The organism is Vagococcus sp., assembly GCF_052102835.1.
In the GTDB taxonomy this organism is placed as follows: domain Bacteria; phylum Bacillota; class Bacilli; order Lactobacillales; family Vagococcaceae; genus Vagococcus.
In genome coordinates this window covers 56604-78980 of record NZ_JBQEIL010000007.1, presented here as the reverse complement: position 1 = coordinate 78980, position 22377 = coordinate 56604, and the positions used below count along the sequence as shown (strand labels likewise).

General features: G+C 34.6%; 23 protein-coding genes. 15 read left to right on the top strand and 8 right to left on the bottom strand.

The genetic code is table 11. From position 1 onward, the window contains the following. Positions 1-41: 41 nt before the first annotated feature. The 4 genes from ACTJFD_RS08385 to ACTJFD_RS08370 all read right to left on the bottom strand — a co-directional run bounded on the left by ACTJFD_RS08385 (position 42) and on the right by ACTJFD_RS08370 (position 5252). Positions 42-752, bottom strand: a complete 711-nt coding sequence (locus tag ACTJFD_RS08385; protein ID WP_442260894.1) for an aspartate/glutamate racemase family protein — start codon at positions 750-752, stop codon at positions 42-44. A gap of 3 nt (positions 753-755) precedes the next feature. Then, positions 756-2003, bottom strand: coding sequence for a carboxylate--amine ligase (locus ACTJFD_RS08380; protein WP_442260893.1), 1248 nt, complete (start codon positions 2001-2003; stop codon positions 756-758). Between the two features lie 19 nt (positions 2004-2022). Beyond that, positions 2023-3861 (bottom strand): asparagine synthase (glutamine-hydrolyzing), encoded by a 1839-nt coding sequence (gene asnB / locus ACTJFD_RS08375; protein ID WP_442260892.1) that lies wholly within the window; start codon positions 3859-3861, stop codon positions 2023-2025. 293 nt (positions 3862-4154) lie between these two features. Next, the gene (locus ACTJFD_RS08370) at positions 4155-5252 is read right to left on the bottom strand and encodes a PfkB family carbohydrate kinase (protein ID WP_442260891.1); all 1098 of its coding nucleotides are present in this window, start codon (positions 5250-5252) and stop codon (positions 4155-4157) included. Between the two features lie 314 nt (positions 5253-5566). Here ACTJFD_RS08370 and ACTJFD_RS08365 point away from each other — a divergent pair, with 314 nt between their 5' ends. Genes ACTJFD_RS08365 through ACTJFD_RS08350 form a run of 4 tightly spaced genes read left to right on the top strand, consistent with a single transcriptional unit; the run spans position 5567 to position 9621 of the window. Beyond that, positions 5567-6517, top strand: a complete 951-nt coding sequence (locus tag ACTJFD_RS08365; RefSeq protein WP_442260890.1) for a PfkB family carbohydrate kinase — start codon at positions 5567-5569, stop codon at positions 6515-6517. 22 nt (positions 6518-6539) lie between these two features. Beyond that, positions 6540-7238 carry a phosphoribosylanthranilate isomerase gene (locus ACTJFD_RS08360; RefSeq protein WP_442260889.1) on the top strand — a complete coding sequence of 233 codons (699 nt, stop codon included), beginning with the start codon at positions 6540-6542 and terminating at the stop codon, positions 7236-7238. Between the two features lie 13 nt (positions 7239-7251). Then, the gene (locus ACTJFD_RS08355; RefSeq protein WP_442260888.1) at positions 7252-8403 is read left to right on the top strand and encodes an iron-containing alcohol dehydrogenase; all 1152 of its coding nucleotides are present in this window, start codon (positions 7252-7254) and stop codon (positions 8401-8403) included. A 15-nt stretch (positions 8404-8418) separates the two neighbouring features. Beyond that, positions 8419-9621: a NupC/NupG family nucleoside CNT transporter gene (locus ACTJFD_RS08350; RefSeq protein WP_442260887.1), complete on the top strand. Its 1203-nt coding sequence runs from the start codon at positions 8419-8421 to the stop codon at positions 9619-9621. A 137-nt stretch (positions 9622-9758) separates the two neighbouring features. Here ACTJFD_RS08350 and ACTJFD_RS08345 read toward each other — a convergent pair whose 3' ends face one another. Further along, the gene (locus ACTJFD_RS08345; protein ID WP_442260886.1) at positions 9759-11288 is read right to left on the bottom strand and encodes a YfcC family protein; all 1530 of its coding nucleotides are present in this window, start codon (positions 11286-11288) and stop codon (positions 9759-9761) included. Positions 11289-11797: 509 nt separating this feature from the next. Between ACTJFD_RS08345 and ACTJFD_RS08340 the strand changes: the two genes are divergently transcribed. Both ACTJFD_RS08340 and ACTJFD_RS08335 read left to right on the top strand, forming a co-directional pair. Then, the gene (locus tag ACTJFD_RS08340) at positions 11798-12490 is read left to right on the top strand and encodes a DUF5105 domain-containing protein (protein WP_442260885.1); all 693 of its coding nucleotides are present in this window, start codon (positions 11798-11800) and stop codon (positions 12488-12490) included. Between the two features lie 177 nt (positions 12491-12667). Then, positions 12668-13180, top strand: a complete 513-nt coding sequence (locus ACTJFD_RS08335) for a hypothetical protein (protein ID WP_442260884.1) — start codon at positions 12668-12670, stop codon at positions 13178-13180. A gap of 46 nt (positions 13181-13226) precedes the next feature. On the opposite strand, the gene ACTJFD_RS08330 is transcribed toward ACTJFD_RS08335, so the two are convergent. Next, positions 13227-13766, bottom strand: coding sequence for a DUF924 family protein (locus tag ACTJFD_RS08330; RefSeq protein WP_442260883.1), 540 nt, complete (start codon positions 13764-13766; stop codon positions 13227-13229). 162 nt (positions 13767-13928) lie between these two features. Here ACTJFD_RS08330 and ACTJFD_RS08325 point away from each other — a divergent pair, with 162 nt between their 5' ends. Together ACTJFD_RS08325 and ACTJFD_RS08320 are read left to right on the top strand one after the other, a co-directional pair. Beyond that, positions 13929-14405, top strand: coding sequence for an RNA polymerase sigma factor (locus ACTJFD_RS08325; protein WP_442260882.1), 477 nt, complete (start codon positions 13929-13931; stop codon positions 14403-14405). A 1-nt stretch (position 14406) separates the two neighbouring features. After that, positions 14407-15381 carry a sigma factor regulator N-terminal domain-containing protein gene (locus tag ACTJFD_RS08320; protein ID WP_442260881.1) on the top strand — a complete coding sequence of 325 codons (975 nt, stop codon included), beginning with the start codon at positions 14407-14409 and terminating at the stop codon, positions 15379-15381. 49 nt (positions 15382-15430) lie between these two features. Here ACTJFD_RS08320 and ACTJFD_RS08315 read toward each other — a convergent pair whose 3' ends face one another. After that, positions 15431-15871 carry a hypothetical protein gene (locus ACTJFD_RS08315; protein ID WP_442260880.1) on the bottom strand — a complete coding sequence of 147 codons (441 nt, stop codon included), beginning with the start codon at positions 15869-15871 and terminating at the stop codon, positions 15431-15433. A gap of 201 nt (positions 15872-16072) precedes the next feature. Here ACTJFD_RS08315 and mdlC point away from each other — a divergent pair, with 201 nt between their 5' ends. Continuing rightward, positions 16073-17692 carry a benzoylformate decarboxylase gene (mdlC, locus tag ACTJFD_RS08310; RefSeq protein ID WP_442260879.1) on the top strand — a complete coding sequence of 540 codons (1620 nt, stop codon included), beginning with the start codon at positions 16073-16075 and terminating at the stop codon, positions 17690-17692. Positions 17693-17860: 168 nt separating this feature from the next. Here mdlC and ACTJFD_RS08305 read toward each other — a convergent pair whose 3' ends face one another. Beyond that, positions 17861-18382 carry a hypothetical protein gene (locus tag ACTJFD_RS08305; protein WP_442260878.1) on the bottom strand — a complete coding sequence of 174 codons (522 nt, stop codon included), beginning with the start codon at positions 18380-18382 and terminating at the stop codon, positions 17861-17863. 88 nt (positions 18383-18470) lie between these two features. Here ACTJFD_RS08305 and ACTJFD_RS08300 point away from each other — a divergent pair, with 88 nt between their 5' ends. From ACTJFD_RS08300 to ACTJFD_RS08275, 6 genes are all read left to right on the top strand, one after another. After that, positions 18471-19148 carry a response regulator transcription factor gene (locus tag ACTJFD_RS08300; protein ID WP_442260877.1) on the top strand — a complete coding sequence of 226 codons (678 nt, stop codon included), beginning with the start codon at positions 18471-18473 and terminating at the stop codon, positions 19146-19148. Next, positions 19145-20662 carry an ATP-binding protein gene (locus ACTJFD_RS08295; RefSeq protein ID WP_442260876.1) on the top strand — a complete coding sequence of 506 codons (1518 nt, stop codon included), beginning with the start codon at positions 19145-19147 and terminating at the stop codon, positions 20660-20662. The genes ACTJFD_RS08300 and ACTJFD_RS08295 overlap by 4 nt, the downstream gene beginning before the upstream one ends. 113 nt (positions 20663-20775) lie before the next feature. Continuing rightward, the gene (locus ACTJFD_RS08290; protein WP_442260875.1) at positions 20776-21015 is read left to right on the top strand and encodes a DUF3955 domain-containing protein; all 240 of its coding nucleotides are present in this window, start codon (positions 20776-20778) and stop codon (positions 21013-21015) included. 73 nt (positions 21016-21088) lie between these two features. Beyond that, positions 21089-21553 carry a DUF2975 domain-containing protein gene (locus tag ACTJFD_RS08285; protein WP_442260874.1) on the top strand — a complete coding sequence of 155 codons (465 nt, stop codon included), beginning with the start codon at positions 21089-21091 and terminating at the stop codon, positions 21551-21553. Between the two features lie 14 nt (positions 21554-21567). Then, on the top strand, positions 21568-21780 hold the full coding sequence (locus ACTJFD_RS08280) for a helix-turn-helix domain-containing protein (RefSeq protein WP_442260873.1): 213 nt from the start codon (positions 21568-21570) through the stop codon (positions 21778-21780). 58 nt (positions 21781-21838) lie between these two features. Further along, the gene (locus ACTJFD_RS08275; RefSeq protein WP_442260872.1) at positions 21839-22330 is read left to right on the top strand and encodes an arginine repressor; all 492 of its coding nucleotides are present in this window, start codon (positions 21839-21841) and stop codon (positions 22328-22330) included. Positions 22331-22377: the final 47 nt, after the last annotated feature.

The following is a 22377-nucleotide window of genomic DNA, read 5'->3' as shown; positions in this document are numbered from 1 at the left end:
AAATGAAAAATTTGGTAGATTTATTTTTTTAAGCTATAAGATTAGCCTCTTTTTTCCAAGGCCAAAGCCACTGTTCGATCTGCTAAAATATTTTGTGGATCAATCACTTCTCCTTTTAAGTAAGGCTGTTTGTCTTCAACTAGAGATAATTCAGTACAACCTAGTAATAAAACATCACAATTGAAGTCAGTAAACATTTCATCTAAAATTTCATAGTAAAGAGAAACATCTAAATCATTTTGTTCTTTGATTTTATTAAAAATCAGACGACTCACCTTAGCCTGAATCTCCTTTGAGGGATGAACTGCCGTAAAACCAGCTTCTTCAATAAAAGGATCATAAATTCGGTTCTTAATGGTCCCTTCCGTCCCAATAATTCCAACACGTGTTGTTTTTGAGCGTGGCGCATCAATCGCCTCCACAGCTAAAGCAGGCATATGTAAAATCGGAATCGGCGTTGCTTGTGTCAATTCTTGATAGAAATAATGAGCTGTATTACATGTCAAAACAAAAAAATCAGGTTCTAACACACTTTGTTTTTCTAAAACATCCACTAAACAAGGCAATGGATTGGCATTTTTTTCAGGATTCATAATATAACTACTACGATCAGGAATCGTTGAATAGTTAATTAAAATATAATCCAAGTATTCTTGATCTTTCGTTGCCGGTGTTTTACGATTAATCATTTTGATATAAAGTTCTGTTGCCATCGTTCCCATTCCACCAATGACCGTAAAAAATGACTTCATCAACTACACCACTCTTTTTCCATATTTTTTAAATTCACGACGATAATAGTGGAACATGCGTTGCATTAATAAGAAACGTTTAAAACTTTTATCCCCTTCGTAATAAAAAGTATAGCCATAACGTTTTTCTCTAATCATTCGTTGGGCTTGCTTTTTATATTTGGTATTGGGAACATAACGATTAAAAATATCAATTGGAATGTTTAACCACAATTGACCTTCCTCTTCAGGAATATGACTAAAAACAGGGGCGCTCTCTTTCAGATCGTCATAGATATAATCTCTGACGACCCATTCTGCCAAGTTCAAGCCATTTAAAGTCACAAAAAAGCTACTGCGTCCTTGACGCAAATTGATTTCAAAGAATTTAAACGTTTGATCTTTAATATCATATTTTAAATCAAAATTAGCAAATCCTGTGTATTTAATATCTTCTAAGAAATACTTCACTTTTTCAAAAATTTCTTCATCATAATCAGGCATGATGGCTAAATAATTCCCAATACCTAATGGCGTTGGGTCTTCTAATAGCGGGTGTCCTAAGCACATCATCTTAACTTGATGATGTTTATCCACATAAACGTTTAAAACACGCATTGGACTTTCATCACCCTCAACAAACTCTTGTAAGACCATATTCTCCAAATACCCCGCTTGGTAAATCCCTTTTACGATTCGTTCATACTCAGATTGTTCTTGAATAATATAAACTTTTTCTTTAATCGGATCTTCAAAATCATTCCAAGACACACTATTAGCTGGTTTCAAAGCAATGGGATACCCAAAAGGATTTTGAGCTTGATCACTATCAGCCATCTCCTTAGTAACAATCTGTGTTTTAGGATAAGGTAAATTGTATTGCTCACAAACATCATAAAAGCTTTGCTTATTCACTAATTTTTTTTCAAGTTTTTTATCAATATACGGACATACAAATGTTTCTGATAATTCGTCTAAATGTTTTGATATTAACTCTGTATACCAGTCACCCATTCCCATTAGAACTACCGGAACACCCACGTCTTGATAACGTTTAGCCACCTCTCTCATCGTAGTGATGAAAGTTGGATCTGTATCAAAATCAGGTACAATTTCTAAATCTAAAATTTTTGAATGTTGCGTTGGAGCAAGTGAGGCACTTGCGATTACTTTTACCGGTTTTTCTGTCATTTCATTAAATGAACGCGCCATCCCATAAAGGTTTAAGTCGCCACCTAATAAAACAGGAATAAATTCCTTTTTCATCGTCATTATCATCTATCTCCTTTTATTATTTGTTTTCAATAAAGTACACTTGATACCACTTAATAAAGGTATAGATTGTAAATATTTTTTGCATATTTGCAATACCCTGTTTTTGTTCTTCTAACAAACGATTTAAGTAAGCAGTATTAAAGAATTTTTTCGCAATGTCTGAATTAAATGCTTCTTTTAACATAGCTTGGTATTTATCTTCTTTTAACCAAGTTGCTAAAGGAGATGGGAAGCCTAGTTTTTCACGATTAACAATTCGTTCTGGTAACTTAGCTTCGGATGCTTCACGCCAAGCCGCTTTCGTCACGCCATCTCTCACGCGAGTATTAACTGGTAATTTTTTCGCGATTTCAGCCACTTCTTTATCAACTAAAGGGGTCCGAACCTCTAACGAATTCGCCATGCTCATTCGATCGGCTTTATGTAAGATATCATAAGCTAACCAACCATGAATATCAAAATGTTGCATTTGGGTAACATCGTCTTGACCCTTGACTTCATTAAACATTCCCTTAACATATTCTGAAGAAGGATGATTATATTTTGTATTTAATAATAACTCATCTCGCTCTGCTTCATTAAAGACATAGTTTACACGATAATAGCGTTCACTTAACGATTGAGCGCCACGAATTAGGAAACGTCGACCATGGAAGTGAGGCAAACGTTTGGCCGTTTGAGCCAATACTTTACGCATATTTTTTGTCGTAAATTTACGATATTTTGCAAAAGTATCCGCTTCTAAATATGTATTATAACCACCAAAGAATTCATCAGCACCTTCACCAGACAACGCCACTTTTACGTGTTTTCTCGTTTCTTTTGATAAGAAATAAAGTTGAATAGCAGATGGATTAGACAATGGTTCATCCATATAATACATCGCTGTTGGAATAATATCGAAAAAGTCATGATCATCAATCATAATTGGTGTGTTTTTTTGTTTGATTTCTTCTGCAAACTGTTGTGCCCAACTTAACTCGCTAATTTTTTCATCTGAAAAACCTAATGAGAACGATTGGATGTCACGATCTTGAGAGGCTTCATTTAAAATGTAACTAGAATCAATCCCGCTTGATAAAAAGCTTCCCACTTCAACATCAGCAATCATGTGTTTTTTCACAGAAGCATCGGCAGTTTCAATAATTTGTTGTTTTGCTTCTTCCATCGTAATGCTTTCATCCGTATCAAATTTAAAATGGTAATATTCATTAATCGATAATTTTCCAGCTTTATATTTAAATGAATGACCTGGATTTAATTTAAAAACATTTTTAAATAACGTTTCATCACTTGGGATATACTCAAAACTCAAATGAATCGGTAGCAACTCTTCATTTAATTCTTTAACAAATGAGGGATGATCTAAAAAACCTTTGATTTCAGATGCCCACATAAAGGTTGCGTCGTCTTTATAGTAATAAAGTGGTTTTATACCAAAATGGTCTCTTGCTCCAAAAACTTCTTGATTGCTTTTATCATAAATAATAAAAGCATACATGCCACGAATACGGTCTAATAACCCTTCTCCCCATGCATCATAACCATGAATTAAAACTTCTGAATCCACAGACGTTTTAAAGACATAACCCATTTCTTTTAATTCTTCACGTAATTCTTGATAATTATAAATTTCACCATTAAATGTTAATACTTTCGTATCATCTTGGTTGGTCATTGGCTGACTACCATGGTCTAAATCAATGATTGATAAACGACGAAATCCCATTGAGATAAAATCATCCTGATAAAATCCTTCATCATCCGGACCACGATGTGCAATTCGGTCTGCCATTTTTTTAATTGTATCTGATGCTATCATTTCTTGATTAATATATCCTACAAAGCCACACATAATTAAATCCTCCGTTTTTAGTTCGGTTTTATTAGCCTGATCTTAAAAAACGACCAGTTTTACTAGTATCTTTTAAGTATACTTCAACTACTTACTAAATTAAAGATTTCCGAGACCATTATATCAATTTTAGTAACGGGTTAACATAGTTTAAAGTTTATTTAACAAAATATTACACTCATTATTTGAAAGTTCGCCTTTATAATAAAAAACCCTAAAATAATCATCCTGATAATTGCCAGAATTTATTTTAAGGAAGTGATTAAAAACGAGACATACAAAGAACTACTTTTTTAACCACGTTTATTAAACAACGTTTTTTCTTTAGAAATAATTTCTTCTGTTGAAATCAAGTGATTCACTGATTCATTACTCTTCATCGATAAAATTGCAGCACTATACGCTAATCGCAAGTTTTTTTCCCAATCGATCGAATTTTGTAAGCCCCAAACATAGACGCCGGTTAAAACAGCACTCACTCCATTTGTATTAACAATCTCATTCGGAACTTTTTTCAAATAAATTTTTTCATTACGATTTAAAAAGAATAGACCTTCACTGATAGAAAAAACAATAATATTTTCAATGTTTTTAGTCAACATAAAAGCCATTGCCGTTTCTAAATCAACATAGTGCTCACCATAAAAATTAAGCAACTCCTTTAATTCTGCTGGTGTTGCAATTAATGTATGAATCTGTTGATTGGGACTAATTAATCTAAAGTTTTTATTGATGGACGTCGTTTTGATAACGATTGGTGTCGTGACATTTTTATAAATATAATCAAAAGTTTCGACCGGGATATTAGTATCAATGACACAGTATTTTGAAGCATTAATTTTATCAATATATTTCATAACAAAAGAAGGGGTCATTTTTTTGTAGATATCCATATCATCAATGCCCAGAATTTTCTTACCGCTCGCATCATCAATATATAAAAAAGTTGAGGTGTGCTCGTTCGCTATCCTTTCACAACATTGAATATCCATATTATTTTCTTTGCTATTATTAACAAATTTTTCACCATTCATATCATCTCCATAAACAGAGATTAAATAATTGGGAATATTTAGCTTTGTTAAAACCAATGAAATATTCCGCCCTGCTCCTCCTAATGTGAAATTGATTTTACCCGGATTGGAATTATTACTAATTAATTTCTCAGAAGATAACCCCATAATATCAATATTAATGCCTCCAATGACGGTGACAAAACTTAGATTATTTAGCACATAGCCTTTTCCTTTGATATAGCCCTTTTTCATTAAGTTATGGATGTGAGCCGCAACACCAGAACGAGTAATTCCTAGCATGAAAGCTAACTCATCTTGTGATATTAACGGGTTTTCTTTTATTATATTTAAAATTTCAAGTTCTCTTGAAGTCATCTTATCCTCCTAAAAAAATCATACCTCTATTTTACCATACAATTTTTACTTAATTAAATATTACCTAGACAGATGTTCTTATTAAAAAGTAAAAAATTGTCCTAATCATTAGTTTATAAAAATCAAGAACAAACATTATTTTATATAATAACCATTAGTTTAATAAAATCCTTTATAAACAAACGTTTAGTTTTTGAAATATTGTTTACAAAAAGAGAAGGAGCATCGTATAGTTAGTGACATCAAAGGAAACGTTATCAAATATTAAAATAAATTTTTGATACTTTTCCTATAGTAAAGGATGGTGGAATTTTTTGGAAAAAGAATATGTCGTTGTGATTGGTGGATTAAATGTCGACATTGCAGGTCTTTCAGGTCCAAATTATCGAGAAAAAGATTCAAATATTGGTCAAGTATCAATTAATGTAGGTGGGGTGGGACAAAACATCTCGCATAATCTAACAAAATTAGAAATACCAACCTATCTAATTAGTGTTTATGGTGACGATAACTTTGGGCATATTGCGAAAACTGAATGTGAAAAAAACAACATGAATCTTGAGTATTCGAAGTGTATCGATAGGACAGGCAACTCGATCTATTTATACGTTAACGATGACAAAGGGGATCTAGTCACAGCAATCAATGACATGAATATTATCAAATATATTACTCCTGAATTTTTAAAGGAACGTCTTGATTTCATTAACCAAGCTAAAATTGTTGTCATTGATTGCAACATTTCAAAAGAAGCAATCGAATGGCTTGCACAAAATGTAACTGCACCGATTTTTATCGATCCTGTTTCAGTTGCTAAAGTCGATCGAATAGAAAATATTTTAGGTCAAATCGATACATTGAAGCCCAACGAACATGAAGTCGAAATCTTAACAGGTGTCAAAGTCATTGATGAAGATAGCGCTCGTAAGGCTGCTCAAATTCTTAATGAAAAAGGCCTGAAAAATGTCTTTGTTTCATTAGGAGCTCAAGGCATCTTGTGTTCAAGAAATGGTGAAGTTGCTCTTGTTAAACCTCTTGCTAAAAAGATTGTTAGTACCAATGGGGCTGGTGATTGCTCAATGGCTACAATCGTTTGGTCTAGATTTAGCTATGGAGATGCCTTACCTCTAAAAGAAGTCGGGCTCTTTACACAAGCGGCAGCAAGTATTAATTTAGAGTCACCTTGTGCAGTTTCCCCAGAATTAAGTGTTCGAAATATTATCCTCAGAGCACAAGAAAATGTGGCAGAAGTAGTCACTAAATAAATAGTATTAAGGAGAATGGAAAATGGTAAAAACTCAAATTTATTCAATTGTTAATTATAATGAAGCGGTTCAAGTAATGGAGGCCGGTGCTGATCATATTGGTTTAGTTCCGATGCAGAATGGCGGCGTACCTGCTCATCGTGTTCCTTTTGATGTAGTTACTAAAATTTATGCTGAAGCAAAAAAACGTGGGGTAAAATCAATTGCGATTATGTTAAACGAAGATGTTGAAGAAATGTTCTTCATTCTTAAAACATTAAATCCAGATATCGTTCACATCGCTGGAATGGATTATACCTCTGACCAAGCTTTTGCAGATCGTTTACACAAAGAATGCCCTGGAATGGAATTAATGCAAGCTGTCTTAGTTGATGGTCCTGGTGCTGTCGACCGTGCCATTAAATATGCTAAATATTGTGATTATTTATTAACAGATACTGGTTTAGCCGCTGATACAGGCATTGGTGCAAGTGGAGAAACACATGATTGGAATATCGACCTTGAAATTGTTGAAAAAGTTAAAATACCAGTCATTATTGCTGGTGGTCTTGGCCCAGATAATGTTGAAGACTGCATTCGTAAGATTAAGCCTTATGGTGTTGACTCGCTTTCAAAAACATCTTTCAAATTCAAAGATGGTGTAATTGAAAAAGACATTCCCAAGGTTCAAGAATTTTGTCGCAAAGCTCAAGAAGTATCGAAAGAGCTAGGTCTAAAATAAAGGGGAACTTTAAATGAATTTTAAATTAGAACAAAAAGTAAAAGTATTGGTTACTTATGATATTAAGAAAAATCTAATCGAGATCTTAAATCATAACAATTACTCAAAGCCGATGATTGTTATTGATAACTTTTTACTAAACTCACCCATCATTAAAGAAACACTCACTGAACTAACCAAACAAGGAATTGAACACTTTATTTATAGTGACGTCGTTCCTGACCCACCAATAGAATTGATAGATACCGGGGCACAGCTCTTTTTAGAAAACAAATGCGATTCTGTCGTGGCTATCGGTGGCGGTAGCGTCATCGATGCGGCCAGAGGTATTAATATCGTCCGTCTCAATGGTGGTAAAATAAAGGAATACGTTTTTGATAAAATCGTTACTTCTCGTTGTTATGGTTTAATTTCAATACCAACAACATCTGGTACTGGAAGTGAGCTTTCCAACGCTTTAGTAATAACAGATACAGAAACACATGAAAAACTAGCCGTCTTATCCGATAATGCCGTTAGTGAATATGCATTACTTAATCCTAATTTAACACTAACTGTTCCTAAAAACATGACGATCATGACTGGATTAGATGTGTTTTCGCATGCGGCAGAAGCTTATACTTCTAATTTATCAAGTCCAATCATTGATGCTATCTGTGAAAAGATTATGTTTTTAGTTGTTAAATATTTACCAAGTGCTGTCAATAATCCTAACGACTTAGAAGCCAGAGAACGAATGATGGTAGCTTCTGCTCTTGGCGGTTGGGTCTTGAATAACGGGGGAACACATTTTGGTCACTCACTAGCGCACGTCGTGGGTGCTAAATTAAACATGCCACATGGAATGGCTTGTGCTTATTCACTACCTACTACTTTAAAATTAACAGCCGAAGTAAAACCGAATAAAATTAGAGAAATTGGGAACATTCTAAACATGAATTTTCCAGCAAATACTACAGATATTGACCTTGGAGACACTGTTGCTAAAGAATATAAAAACTTTAGAGATATTACATTAGGACTTCCTTCTTTTGAAACTCTAAATATCTCACAAGCAAGCCTTCAAGAATTAAGTGAACTTGTTTTAAATGAGCGCTTTGCACAAAATAGTCCATTTAAACTAACACCTGAAGTTGTTGCGGATGCTTTAAAGACGTTTGGATAAAGGGGAATATAAAATATGAGTATCATTAGTGTCTTTCGTGGGATCATTGCTCTTCTGTTTATTGCAGCAGTGGCCTTAGCATTTAGTTATCAAAGAAAAGGAATTCGTTATAAAAATATTATCATCATGATTTTATTACAACTAACAACAACCTTCTTACTTTTACAAACAAATATTGGTTTAAATCTCCTTTCTGGGGTATCGAATTTTTTTAATTGGCTAATTGACCAAGGAATGGCTGGAGTAAACTTTGTTTTCGGAGGTATTGCTATTGAAAGTGGCGCTTCTGTTTTCTTCCTAAATGTTTTAATGCCACTCGTGTTTATTTCAGCATTAATCGGTATTCTAAACTATCTAGGAATTTTATCTTTCGTTATTAAATGGGTTGGCTGGATTATCAATAAAATCACTGGAATGGGAGAACTCGAAAGCTATGTTCCTGTAGCTACAACTTTGTTAGGTTCTCCGCAAGTTTTCATCACCTTGAAAGATATTATTCCTAAATTGAATTCAAGACAATTATTTACCGTTTGTATGAGTGTCATGTCCTCTGCAAGTGCAGCAATGCTTGCCTCATATATGAAGATGATTGATGGCAAGTATGTCGTTGTTGCTGTCTTTCTAAACTTCCTTTCAGGTTTAGTTATCTCTGGAATAATGAATCCTTACGATACAAAAGAGACTAAAACAACAGAAATCACTACTGATGAGACACCAAAAGAAAAAGAATCGTTCTTTCAAATGCTTGGTGATTATATCAGTTCTGGCTTTAACTTAGCGATTATTGTCGCTGCTATGGTGATTGGTTTTATTGCCATCATCACATTTTTAAACAATGGCTTAGAAGCGATTATTGGCATATCTTTTACTGAAATTGTCGGCTATATCTTAGCTCCAATTGCTTACATTATCGGGGTTCCTTCAAAAGATATTGTCACTGTCGGAAGTATCATGGCGACTAAATTACTAACCAATGAATTTGTTGCCATGGGAGACGTAGCAGACGTTGTTTCACAATTATCAACCAAGTCAGTTGCTATGATCTCCGTCTACTTAGTCAGCTTTGCCAATTTTGGAACTTTAGGGATTATCTCTGGGGCGATTAAATCCATCGATGAAAGCAAAACAGGCGATGTTGCTAAGTTTTCTTTAAAATTAGTTTTAGGAGGAACTTTAGCTGGTCTACTGACCGCAACCATTGTCGGTTTCTTCTTCTAACTAAATAAATGACATAAATAAAAAATCTTATTAATTATAAAAATATTAAATCCGAAATATTTATAAAATAGGGCAAACCAAAAAGCTCAAAAAAAAAGGAACAAAATCTAAAAAAGATTTTGTTCCTTTTTTAATTTTTATGATAAAAGTAAAACATTGGCGACAAGCATTATCAAGATGAGGATAACGGTCATTACGAGGAGTTTCATGACAAATTTCAACCATTTATCAAACCCAATATTGACCATCGCAAGGGAAACTAAAATTAAACCTGTTGGCGCAATCAAACCAATTAAACCTTGACCCCAATTATAAGCGTTAATAATAATCGAACGATCAATCCCTACAACATCCGCAAGAGGTGCCATAATCGGCATTGATAAGACCGCTAAACCAGATGAAGATTGAATAAAGAGCCCCAAGATACAGTAAACAAAAAAGAGAACCGTAATAAAAAGGACACTGTTCATATTGCTAATCAAATTACTGAAGAAGTTCATGATGGTATCACTCACAAAGCTTGTTTCCATAACGATACCAACCGAACGAGCCAGTCCAACCGTGAAAGCTACTCCAAGTAAATCACCTGCGCCTGAAACAAAACTATCAACAAAGACTGTTTCTTTTAAGCCCGCTGTTAACGCTAAAATATAGAGTACTGCTAAGAATACAACCGTAATTTCAGTGAAGTACCAACCCAATTGTTGTACTCCGTAAATCATGACGACAAAACCAGCTGCAAAAATCAAGAGTGTTAATTTTTGGCGCATGGTAAACTGGCCGTCTTTTTCTTTATCAATCTTAAATTGAGCCATACTTGGGTCTTTCATTTCTTCGACCACTAGTGACTTACTGGGGTCTTTTCTTACTCTTTCTGCATAACGAATCGTGTAGAACATCGCCAAGCCGACTGAAAGGATCCACATGATGACACGACTGGGCATGCCGTCAGTGAAACTAATCCCGGCCGCATTGGATGCAATCACTGTTGAGAATGGGTTAATAGTCGAACTCATCGAACCAATGGCCGAACCAAGATAAATCGTGGCGACAGCAGTCAGTGTATCGTATCCTGCAATCAAGAAGATTGGTACGAGTATCGGATAGAATGCCAATGTTTCTTCAGCCAAACCAAATGTTGACCCCCCTAATGCAATCAAGCCCATTAAAATGATAATTAACCATTTTTGTTTGCCATCTAGTTTTTCAGACAAGCGTAGAATACCTGCATTCATAGCACCCGTCGCATTCACAACCCCTAAAACTCCACCAATGATAAGAATAAAAATCATAATGTCAACACTGTCGAGCAACCCTTTCACCTGAACATTTAAGAATTGTGAAATCGTGCCAAAAATACCACGTTTCGGTTTTTTTATTCTTTCATAACTATTTGGAATAGCAACTGGTTTATAAAGGGTACCATCTTTAAATTTATCAATGGAAATATTAATTTTATATTGATCTAATGTTTTTTGTGTTGCTGGTTCCGCTGACGTCTTGTCTTTTGAATCCGTAATAACAAATTCTTTTTTAGCTTCATTGTAGCTCAATGTACTGTATTTTCCAGATGGAATAAAAAAAGTTAGTGCTTGTACAAACAGTAATACAATAATAATAACGGTATATGCACTTGGAAATTGAAATTTCTTTTTACTTTTTGTCATAATGACTTCTCCATTTTTCGTTTATTTTTAAGATAACCGTAACAAATTTATTTCTATTTCTTTCAATGAACCACCTCGCCTTTTAGTCATGATTTAAAAACGCTTCCACTCCTAATAAAAACATTCTCTTTCAAAAATAATTAATAAATAAACAAGTTAAATATATTACAAAATACGTTGGATAAGCACAAACTTTTAAGTTTCTCTCATTACTATTTTATTAGACTAATAGAACGAAGATAAAACGATAAGTATTCTCTCATCAAAACCACAGATAACTTAATAACCATTATTTCCAATGTTAGTGACTGACATAAAAATACTCCCGAATGAAAAAATATTTATGACTCTTTTTTTGAAAGGATTATTAACAGACTAAATTTTATCTCTATTTTTTAAATCTATTAGCAAAAATCGTATTTTTCTCTTTTATTTGTAAATGTTATTATCTTAAAGTTGATATAGTGTGTTATTAACGATAATAAAATACACTAAAAAGGAGAAAAGAGATGAAGAACAAAAAAACATTATTCATTTTTTTAATGGGGTTATTATTGCTTGTTGGTGCTTGTAGTTCAAAAGGGATTGAGCCTAAAGAAGCCGCTTCTATTTTTTTAGATGCTGAATTTTATGGTAAAGCGACCGAAAAGTATGAAAAATATTTTAATGTCAAAATTGTGGATGTTGAAAAGTCAATCAAAGAAGGCTTGGCATTAACAATGAAGCCGCTTGGTGTCAGTGACGAAACATTGGATACGATGTCTAAAAATATTAAAGAAACCATTGCTAAAAAAACGAGTTATAAAATTAAAGAAGTTGAGACAAAAAAAGAAACAACTACTGTAACGGCTGAAATCTATGGACTTGATTTTACTAATCTTGAAACAAAAGTTGAAGAAAAAGTTTCTGCTGAATTAATCAAAGTCTTAAAAGAAAATGGAATTGAAATTAATAGTATCGAAGAAATTTCTGAAATTACTGACCCTACACAAATTGAAAAAGGACAAAAAATTGTCCAAGATCCTGAAATGACAGCAAAAATTATGAATACTATTTTACCCTCTCTTTTTAAAGAGACTGAAAAAATGAGCAAACCAACCGATGTTGCCTTTGTCATTAAAGAAAGTAAAAAAGAGGGATGGGAAGTCGCAGACTATAATAACATCGTCCTTGACCTAACAGATGCTTTTCTTAACTTGTAATTTAAGAACTACCAACTAAAACCTTTGAACGAAGGACGACGTCCTTCGTTCAAAGGTTTTTCTTTTTAAAACAAATCAAGTCTTTTTGTAATGAAAACGTTTTAATAATAGCTTTAATATAGTAAAATGTCTATTATAGGTGTTGTTTTTAGAGTCTTAATGAAAAGGAGTTAGTTTATGGAAATAAATAGTAATGAAGCTAATTATATTAATTATTTAAAACATAAGTATCCTAAAGAACATTTTGTTTCTGGTCGAACGATTCATGGTGAAGAAAAGTTAGAAGATGCCCCTCTAGGAAGCAAAATGCGTTTACTTTACTTTGGTAAAAAAGCAATTTACTTTACTTTATTAGATCCTTTAAATTTAGCTTATCTCAGTACAGATGTTTGGAATTACCAAAAAGAAAACATTCTAGCTATTTTATTTAAAAAGAAGTTAACCCTTTTTGAAATAAAAGTCCTCTTTATCGAGGAGAAAGAGCTGTATACTCGTGAACTTTTTTGTCGTCGCTTCACTTTTTTTAATCGTTTTAGTTTAGCGAATTTCTTAATGTTTTTACAGGGGAAAAAAAGTGCTTTTATTTTTAAAGCAAGTTTTTTTGAACGTTATATCCTTGAATATTCTCAAAAAAACACTCTTCCTTTCCCGCCTGTCGAGTTAGGATTACAAGTCACCTATGATTTTTAAAGTCAAAAAGAGTCTAACCCACATCAGGGCTAGACTCCTTTTGACTTTAAAATGAAGAATTAGGTTGTAATAAAAACTGTTTTTCTGCTTCCGTCGACGTACGATTCAAGATCATATTTCGATGCGGATAACGTCCAAATTGCTTAATAATATCAAAATGGCGATGCTCATAATCTAGAGAAAATTCTAAACCAGGTTGATCAAACAGACGAACTGCCTCTTTATGAATCACCTCTGACTCTGAATGCATATAAGGCATATAAATAAATGCCCGCTCTTCGACACTCAACTCTTGATCCGCCCCACATAAAACCGCTTCTTGTGCTAGGATTAAAGCAAGAATGTCAAAAGCGAAAGATTGAGCTGTCCCCCGAAACATATTTCTTGAGAATTGATCTAAAACAATAATTTCCGCCAAACGTCCCTGTGCTGTCTGACGCCACTCAAACGTTTCACCTTTAGCTACTTGCTGATGGATTGCTAAAAAACGAGTCCTTATTTCAGTATCTAATGCCTCATTTTTTTCAAAGTGTTGTTGCGGTGTTAACTCTTTAAACCAAAAATCTAAAACAGTTTGTGCCTTCATTTCAAGACCTCCTCTTTTACTTAACTCTAGCATATTTCTTTTAAAAATTCTCCCTTCCCCTTCTTCTTTAATTCTTTTATGACAGACTAAAGATAAAAGAATAAAATAGTTGTAACCAATCGTTTAGCTTATTCGTTATATTAGTGAAAGGAGTTGAACAAGGTGCGATTGAATCGCTATGAAGAAACGCTCATTCAATTATCACAAGAATTAGCTTACTATTTAATTAAAACAGGGGCTTCTAAAGAAGATGCTCAAGATATTGTCCAAGATACTTTTGTTAAAATGTTAGAAGCAGATCTCATCCTGCCTTATAAAGAAACGCGTGCTTGGATGTATCGCGTCACCTTGCGCACTTATATTGATCGCTATCGTCGAAAAAAAAGGTATCAAGAATTGCTTGATTTAAATTTCAAAGAAACACAAGTTTGGGAATTCCCAGAAGAAAAAAGAACGGATCTTTACTCTGCTTTACAGCAGCTCAACGTTGAAGAGGCTTCTTTGCTCATCATGAAATATGAACAAGATTTATCAATTAAAGACATCGCTACTATCCTGAATGCGAGCGAAAGTAAAATTAAAACAGCACTTTTTCGTGCTCGTAAAAAAATAAAAAACACTCTTGAAAGGGGTCTATGAAATGGAAAACTTACCTAATTTAGATAATCAATTCAAAAAAATTGCCAAAAAAAACCGAAGAAATCGTTGGTTAATTCCAATAATTGTCACTATAATCACCTTTTTTATCGTCTTTGTCGGTGGCTGGAAGATCACCCAGTTTTTTGCAACCAAACAATATCAAACTTTAAATGAACAACTTATTTTAATTGAAGATATCCAGTCTCCCAATATTCATGCCGATTCCCGTTATATTGAGTATAGTAATTTCTTTGGAGGTACCATCGTGAGTAATCGCTATCGAAACATTGACGGTTATCCCCTTCCTATCGAAGACGCACGTGGAAAATATACCATTTTCCATCATCACCTCCTTAATTTTAACCACTCCCCGACCTTTTTAACTAATGATAAAGGAGAATACGTTGCTAATATCTCTCGTGAAAGTCGACAACTCGTCCCTACTTTTTACAATAGGAATCAGAATACTCCGCGCATTCCTTTAAAAAATGATTTAGCTGTTGTTAATCAACTTAAAGGAAAACTAGCCGAAGTTAGCATTACTTTTGACCAACCTTATACTCAAGCTGAAATCAAAAAAATGATCCCAGATAACCTCTTAATCAATTGGTTTTGGATTGGAACTTATTCCAAATTTGATACGTCTGATTTAGGGCTTTACTTAGGCTTAAATTCAGATCAAAAAACGAATTCTTTTCTAAAAGAAGATTTTGAAGCATTTACAGAAAGTTTAAAAAAAGCAAATCAAGACTTTGGCTATACTATCGAAGACGACAAACAAGAATACTCACTTTATAAAGATGGCGCCCTTTATGCTAAGAAACAAGCAAAATTTGAAGAGGCAAAATTTGGAGGTATTATCATTAGTGGACGAACTAGTGACTTGGCAAAATTAGCAAATGCTAAGTGGATTTACGGTGCCTCAATTGGTGAAAGCGTGGATGAACTCCCTCAAATCCCACCAACTAAGAAATAATAAAATAAAAACAGAGGCTAATTTTTTAAAATCAGTCTCTGTTTTCATTTTATTTAGCAAGTTTAATACTTTCTGCGGTTACTTGTGGTGGTAAAGATTGAGTGACGGGTGCTCCTTCAAGGATTCCCATTTGAACTCGATCACCCTTTTTAAAAGAACTCATATCTAAATTAGCTGTTTCTAAAACTTCAGCTGTTAATTTAACAATAACCCCATCTGTTTGGAACATATTAGCAACATCTTCAGGATCTGTCACGCCTTCAATCGCCGTCAATGTCAATGACTGCTCGCCAACACTTTCGATGGTTCCTTCTAAAATTGAAACCTTTCTTTCTTTGTCTTCACTAGAAGAAGTGCTATCGCTTAATGGTTTAACGTCACTTGTTGATGTTTCAGTCTGAGAGGGAGTGGTCTCTTTCTTTTGATTACCACAGGCTCCAAGCGCAACCATTAATAACCCTAGACTAACGATACTTATTATTTTTTTCATCATCTTTCACTTCTTTCCTCATTATATTATTACCCCCTTTATTATACCACTTCTTTCTTTATTTAACGATTTTAGACTCCTTGTTTTAAGAGTTCCTTATTAATAAAAAAACTGGAAAATAAATCCAACGCGATGATAGCTAATAAATTGAATTAACTTTACAAAAAACGTATAATTCTTATAACAAAAGGAGGAATAATTATGACTACTATCCGAACTGCCACATTTGAACTCTTAAGAAAGTTAAATATCCAAACGATTTTTGGTAATCCTGGTTCGACAGAAGAAACTTTTCTACAGGATTTTCCTACAGATTTTCAATACATCCAAACCTTACACGAAAGCTCAGCTGTTGGAGCTGCAGATGGATATGCTCAAGCAACCAAAACCGTTGGGCTAGTGAATATTCACACTTCGGCAGGACTTAGTAATGCGATGAGTAACATCTTAACTGCCTCGATGAATCAAACTCCATTAATTATTACTGCTGGTAACCAAACACGGGAAATGTTACTTTTAGAACCTTGGCTCACCAATATTCAAGCGGAAGAAGTACCCAAACCCTTTGTCAAATGGAGCTACGAACCCAAAAGAGCAGAAGATGTTCCAGGTGCTTTTATGCGTGCCTATGCCATGGCTGTTCAAGAGCCCGCGGGACCGGTCTTTCTATCTATTCCCTTAGATGATTGGGATAAACCATTTCATGGTGAACTCTCTCAGCGTGACATCGGTCAACGATTTGGTCCAGATCCAGAACGCTTACTAAGTTTTGCTAAAAAACTAAATGAAGCGCAAACACCGGCTTTGATTTTGGGTGCAGACATCGCACGTGACGAAGCTTGGACAGAAGTTGTTCAACTTGCTGAGCAGTTAAATATTCCAGTCTATGCTGCTCCAGCTTCTGAAAGGACACCTTTTCCAGAAAATCATCCATTGTATGTCGGAGGACTTCCTTTTGCGATTAAGCCACTTGCTGATAAATTAAAAGGACATGATGTTGCTCTAATAATTGGTGCTCCCGTTTTCCGTTACTACCCTTACCTTCCAGGGGATTACTTACCAAAAGGTTTAGAATTGTTACACATTACCAATAACCCTGACCTTGCCGCAAAAGCACCTGTCGGGAACAGCTTATTGAGCAATGCTCAGTTAGCGATGCAACAATTAATTCCCTTCGTCAAAAAACATGAACCTCTTCAAATAATAGAAAAAGTACCACACAACATGGCACCACACCCTGTCGCTGTTACGACCCAAGATCGAGGATATCTTGAAGCTCGTGAGGTATTTGCTACGCTTCGAGAAGTCATGCCACAAAACACGATTTTAGTTGAAGAAACACCATCCAATCTAGCAGACTTACATGCGGAATGGCCGATTACTACTTTAGATAGTTTTTATACTTTTGCTAGTGGCTCCTTAGGCTGGGGATTACCTGCTTCTGTTGGGATTGCTTTAGGTGAAAGAGTGAAAAAAAGCCAACGACCTATCCTTTCAGTGATTGGGGATGGTTCCCTCCAGTATGCTATTCAGGGATTATGGACCGCGAGCCAACATCAATTACCCATCATTTATATTGTTCCAATCAATCAAGAGTATGGTATTTTAAAATCTTTCTCAATTGCTCAAAACACCCTACATGTCCCTGGTTTAAATATTCCTGATTTAGACATTGTTTCTTTAGCAAAAGGTTATGGGTGTCATGGTGTTGAAGCACGGTCGTTGTCTGAACTAACCATTCACTGTCAAGAAGCTATTCTTCGACAACAACCCACTGTGATTGCTGTTCCAATTAACCCCAGTATTCCACCTTTGATTTAAAGGACGAAAACCACCATCAAATCCAATCACTGGATTTGAACTTGTGCAAAGTCAAATTGCTCTGCTTTCAGCAATTTCTTTAAAAATAAATATAAAAAGGTAAGCTTAACAACTGCTAAGCTTACCTTTTATTACTTTTTTAATTCCACTCTTTAAAAGTCTCAACTTTTATTCTTGCGTCCATCTTCCTTGACCTGCTCCACGGCCTCCGCCACCATTCATGTGACGACCACCATGACCACGTCCCTCACCATTCATGTGACGACCTTGACCTTCACCATGACAGTAACCAGGTCCATCATAATACTCTTGTGTTTGTTCTGCTTCTTGAGTAGTCGTTTGTGTCGTTTCCTTTTGACTGCTAGTACTTAATTGTTGTTGAGCCTCTGTTTGAGCTACTTCTTGCGTCGCAGCTTCCTTTTCTACAGCTTCTTGACGAGCTGCTCGATGCTCTTCTCTTTGCTTAGCATCTCCAAAACGTTGATTTGCATGTCGTGGAACTTCTTCAATTGTTTCTCTCAATGCAGTGCCACGTTTTGTTTGAGCTACTTTTTGAGTCGTACTCACTTCCCAATCATTCAATGTATTATCCGTCATTGCCGTTGCTGACAACCCCGGTCTAGTAAATACAAAGAGACCACCCAAGACAACAAATGATACCAAAGCACCAATTCCAATTTTTTTCTTCATTCCTTATTTCCTCCTCTATTTATTTGTTATACTTAGTATATAAGACAGATATGGCAAAAGTGTGACATTTTTAATAGGAGGTTTTTAAATGAAAGTTTTAATTATTGAAGATAATTTGCAACTTAGAACGATCTTAGTTAATTATCTAAAACATCAAAATTATCAGGTTAGTGAAGCAAGTTCTGGGGAAGAAGGTCTCGTCCTTTTTGATTCAGAAGCTTTTGACTTGGTTTTGCTAGACATCATGTTACCAGGGATGGACGGTTTTGATGTTTGTCGCCATATTCGATTGACTTCGATGGTCCCTGTCATCATGATTACAGCCAAAAGTGAAGATCACGATAAAATTTTAGGCTTAGATGTCGGTGCAGATGATTATATCGTTAAACCTTTTTCTAACAAAGAAATGGGTGCTAGAATTCGAGCGATTATGCGTCGTTTAGAGGTAACCGAACAGAAAAACATTTCAAATTTAACTGGTTTAGAAATCGATTCTCTTGCACGACAGGTTACGTTAAATCAAAAAGATATTCATCTAACTAAAAAAGAATTTGATTTGCTTTCGCATTTCATACAATATCCTAATCAAGTTTTTACTCGTGATCATCTCTTAGATAGTATCTGGGGATATGATTACCTTGGTGATTTTAGAACAGTGGATAGTCATATCAAGCGCTTGCGCGAAAAAATCAAACGAGAAGAACCAACAAATTGGGAGATTAAAACAATTTGGGGTCAGGGTTACATGTTTGAGGTTAACTTATGAGGAAGTCAATCACACATCGACTCGTTCGAAACTTCTCCTTTATCTTAATTCTTTTTTCAATTGTGGTCTTTTCTGTTTTTGTAATCCTTTTTAATCAACAATCCATGAAAATTTACCAAGAACAAATGATCGAACATGGTGAAGTACTTGCCAATAATTTAACGAAAGATATCGATGAAGCCAATGCTTTACAAACTCAAATTAACCAACAACAGCAAAGTGGTCATGGATACGGTCGAAGAGGTATGGGTGGCATGCATATGGGAAGTACCATGCGAGGTTATGACTCCACAATCCAACTGATTCAACAAATGACAGGAGGGACTCTTTGGGTTGTCAAGAAAGATGGAACTCCTTTTCTTCAAAATAATGGAGGTCATCGAATGCAAATCCAACAAAAAGTCCCTAAAATGACGGAAACTAGTAAAAAACTTTTAAATCAAGTCATTGCAACTGGAGAAAATGCAATTGAAAAAGAACAAACCAAAATTCTCGTGGGAATTCCTTTATTGAATCAGGAAAAAGTCAGCGGAGCTGTTCTTTTAGAATCAACAATCAAACAACGATTAGGTCATCAATTTTCCGATTTCTCAACGTTATTTATCAGTCTTATCGTTGCGCTGCTGTTAACCATGATAATGGCTTACTCCACTGCTAAAAAATTTGTTAAGCCAATTAAACAAATGGAAACGTTTACCCGAAAATTGAGTCAGGAAAATTACTCACAACAACTATTCGTCAAAACTGAAGATGAGCTCAATCGTTTGGCAGACCAACTTAATTTTTTAGGGGAACAGTTACAAATTGCTAAATATGAGCGTGAAAACAAAGAACTTAGCCAAAAACGCTTTTTATCTCAAATTTCTCACGAATTAAGAACACCTGTCATGATTATCAAAAACTCGCTCGAAACACTCGATGATCACTATGAAATTGTTTCTCCTCAACAGCAAGAATACTTAACTTTATTACAAAACGAAGCTGAACAACTTGAGTTTCTACTAAATGATTTACTTGAACTCAATCGGCTACAATCAACCGAATTTTCAATTGAAACTAATCCGGTTGATCTATATGAAGTTATCGAAGATTCACTACGTGCCTATCGTTCTTTCCTAACTGATAAAAAACAAGAAGTTATCTTTCTCAACCAGTTAACCCAACAACAATTAATTATCGGAGATTATCAACGACTAGCTCAGCTTGTTCGCCTGTTACTAGACAATGCCATCAAATATAGTGCTCCACAACAAAAAATTCAACTCGAACTTAGTAAAACAAAACAAGACCTTCAGATTATCCTGAAAAATCCAACACAAGAGACGCTCGAACAACCACAGACACAACAATTGTTTGAAACCTTTAAGCGAGGCCAACATTCAGAAATTCCAGGCCATGGTCTAGGGCTATCTATTGCCCAACAAATCGTTAAACGCCATCACGGAACAATTGAGATTGATCAGCAACAGGAAAACGACTTTGTTGTTCGGCTAACTTTTCCATTAGCTGACTAAATTTTAGTTAAAACGATATTTAATTATCGTTAAACAATATTATATCAATTGTATTACGTTAGTAACCGTGCTATATTGAACATAGACTTAAAACTTAGAAAGTTGGAACTCCTATGACATCTTCCAAAAAGAAAACATCAAAAATAGTCCCTGTTGCTATCGTGTTTTTAATCCTTGGACTTCTTTTCATTTTCGGTAATCTTTTACTACCTGAGACTAGTTATCTCAACAAAAATAATATTTTAGTGGAACCCTATTTTTTCATGATTCCTTTAGGCTATCTCTTCCTTTTAGGGAGTATTATTTTAGGGACCCTTGCTTTTGTTAAGAATATGATTGGAAAAAACCAATAAAACAGCTTATTGGCTTTTTTCTTAGGCGTTTTTTTTATATAATGAAATTAAAGTGCATAAAGGGGAAACATGAATGACTATTAAAAATATTAATCGAATTTTTCGGGTTATCATCATTGCAATGGCTACTTTAGGGCTCTTTTTTTTAATAAGAATAGCTCCTCAAGTTAGTAGCTATATTCAATTGTCACGCTATCAATTATTAGTTCAGCTTTTTTTCTGGATAACGGCATTACCCGTGTTCTATATTCTTTATCGTTTATGGAAAATGAGCTCTGAATTTAAAAAAGATCAGTTTTTTTCTGCGAAAATTGCTAAGCAATTGAAACACATCGCTTATGCAGGAATTATCGAAAGTATCATTTACGCGATTGCTAGTATTCTAGGGATTATTCTCTTTCCAAGCAATCCTCCTTTCTTTATTCTGACGGGTTTGTTTTTCAGTCTCGGCATTATCATTGCCATCATGGCTTCACTACTATTTCATCTCTTTAGTCTAGCAGAACAACTTAAAGATGAGCATGATTTAACGATTTAAAGGAGGGAAGCACCTTGGCAATTAGAGTAAATATCGACGTCATGCTAGCAAAAAGAAAAATGAGCGTTACAGAATTAGCCCATCATGTTGGTATCACGATGGCTAATATTTCAATCTTAAAAAATGGCAAAGCTAAAGCTGTTAAATTTTCAACTTTAGAAAAAATATGTGAAGCTTTAGAGTGTCAACCAGGGGATATTTTGGAGTATGTCTCTGAAAGTAAGTAATCGATTATTTATAAAAATTAAGTTCTAGATTATTTGATAAATGGAGGCTTTAGACAATATGAATAAAAGGAATCGGCAAGCAATTATTAGGCGGTTAGTTAGCGAACATAATATTTCTAACCAAAATGAACTAATGGCTCTCTTAAAAAAAGAAAAAGTTAATACCACACAAGCCACTATTTCTCGCGATATTAGAGAATTAAACATCATTAAACGTCACCGTCCTAATGGCAAATCGAGTTATCATATTTTTAACCGTGCTTTATCAGAGATGAAAAAAAATACTGATAAAGAACGCTTGATGAATGCTGTTAATGATACTGGGGTATCGATCAGCCAGATTGAATTTATGAACCTTTTAAATGTACTGCCCGGAAATGGTCCTTCAATTGGGGTATTGATTGACCGTTTACGCGATGAAATTAAGGAAGTCGTTGCCTGTGTAGCAGGAGATGACACTATTTTAATCCTTTCCTACACACGTGAGGATGCAGAAAAAGTAAATAAATATTTTCAAAACTTTCTGTATGAAGCACATTCTTCCCATTAATCTTCATTTTGTTTAGCGAAATAGCCTTGATTCGAATTTTTTTTCGA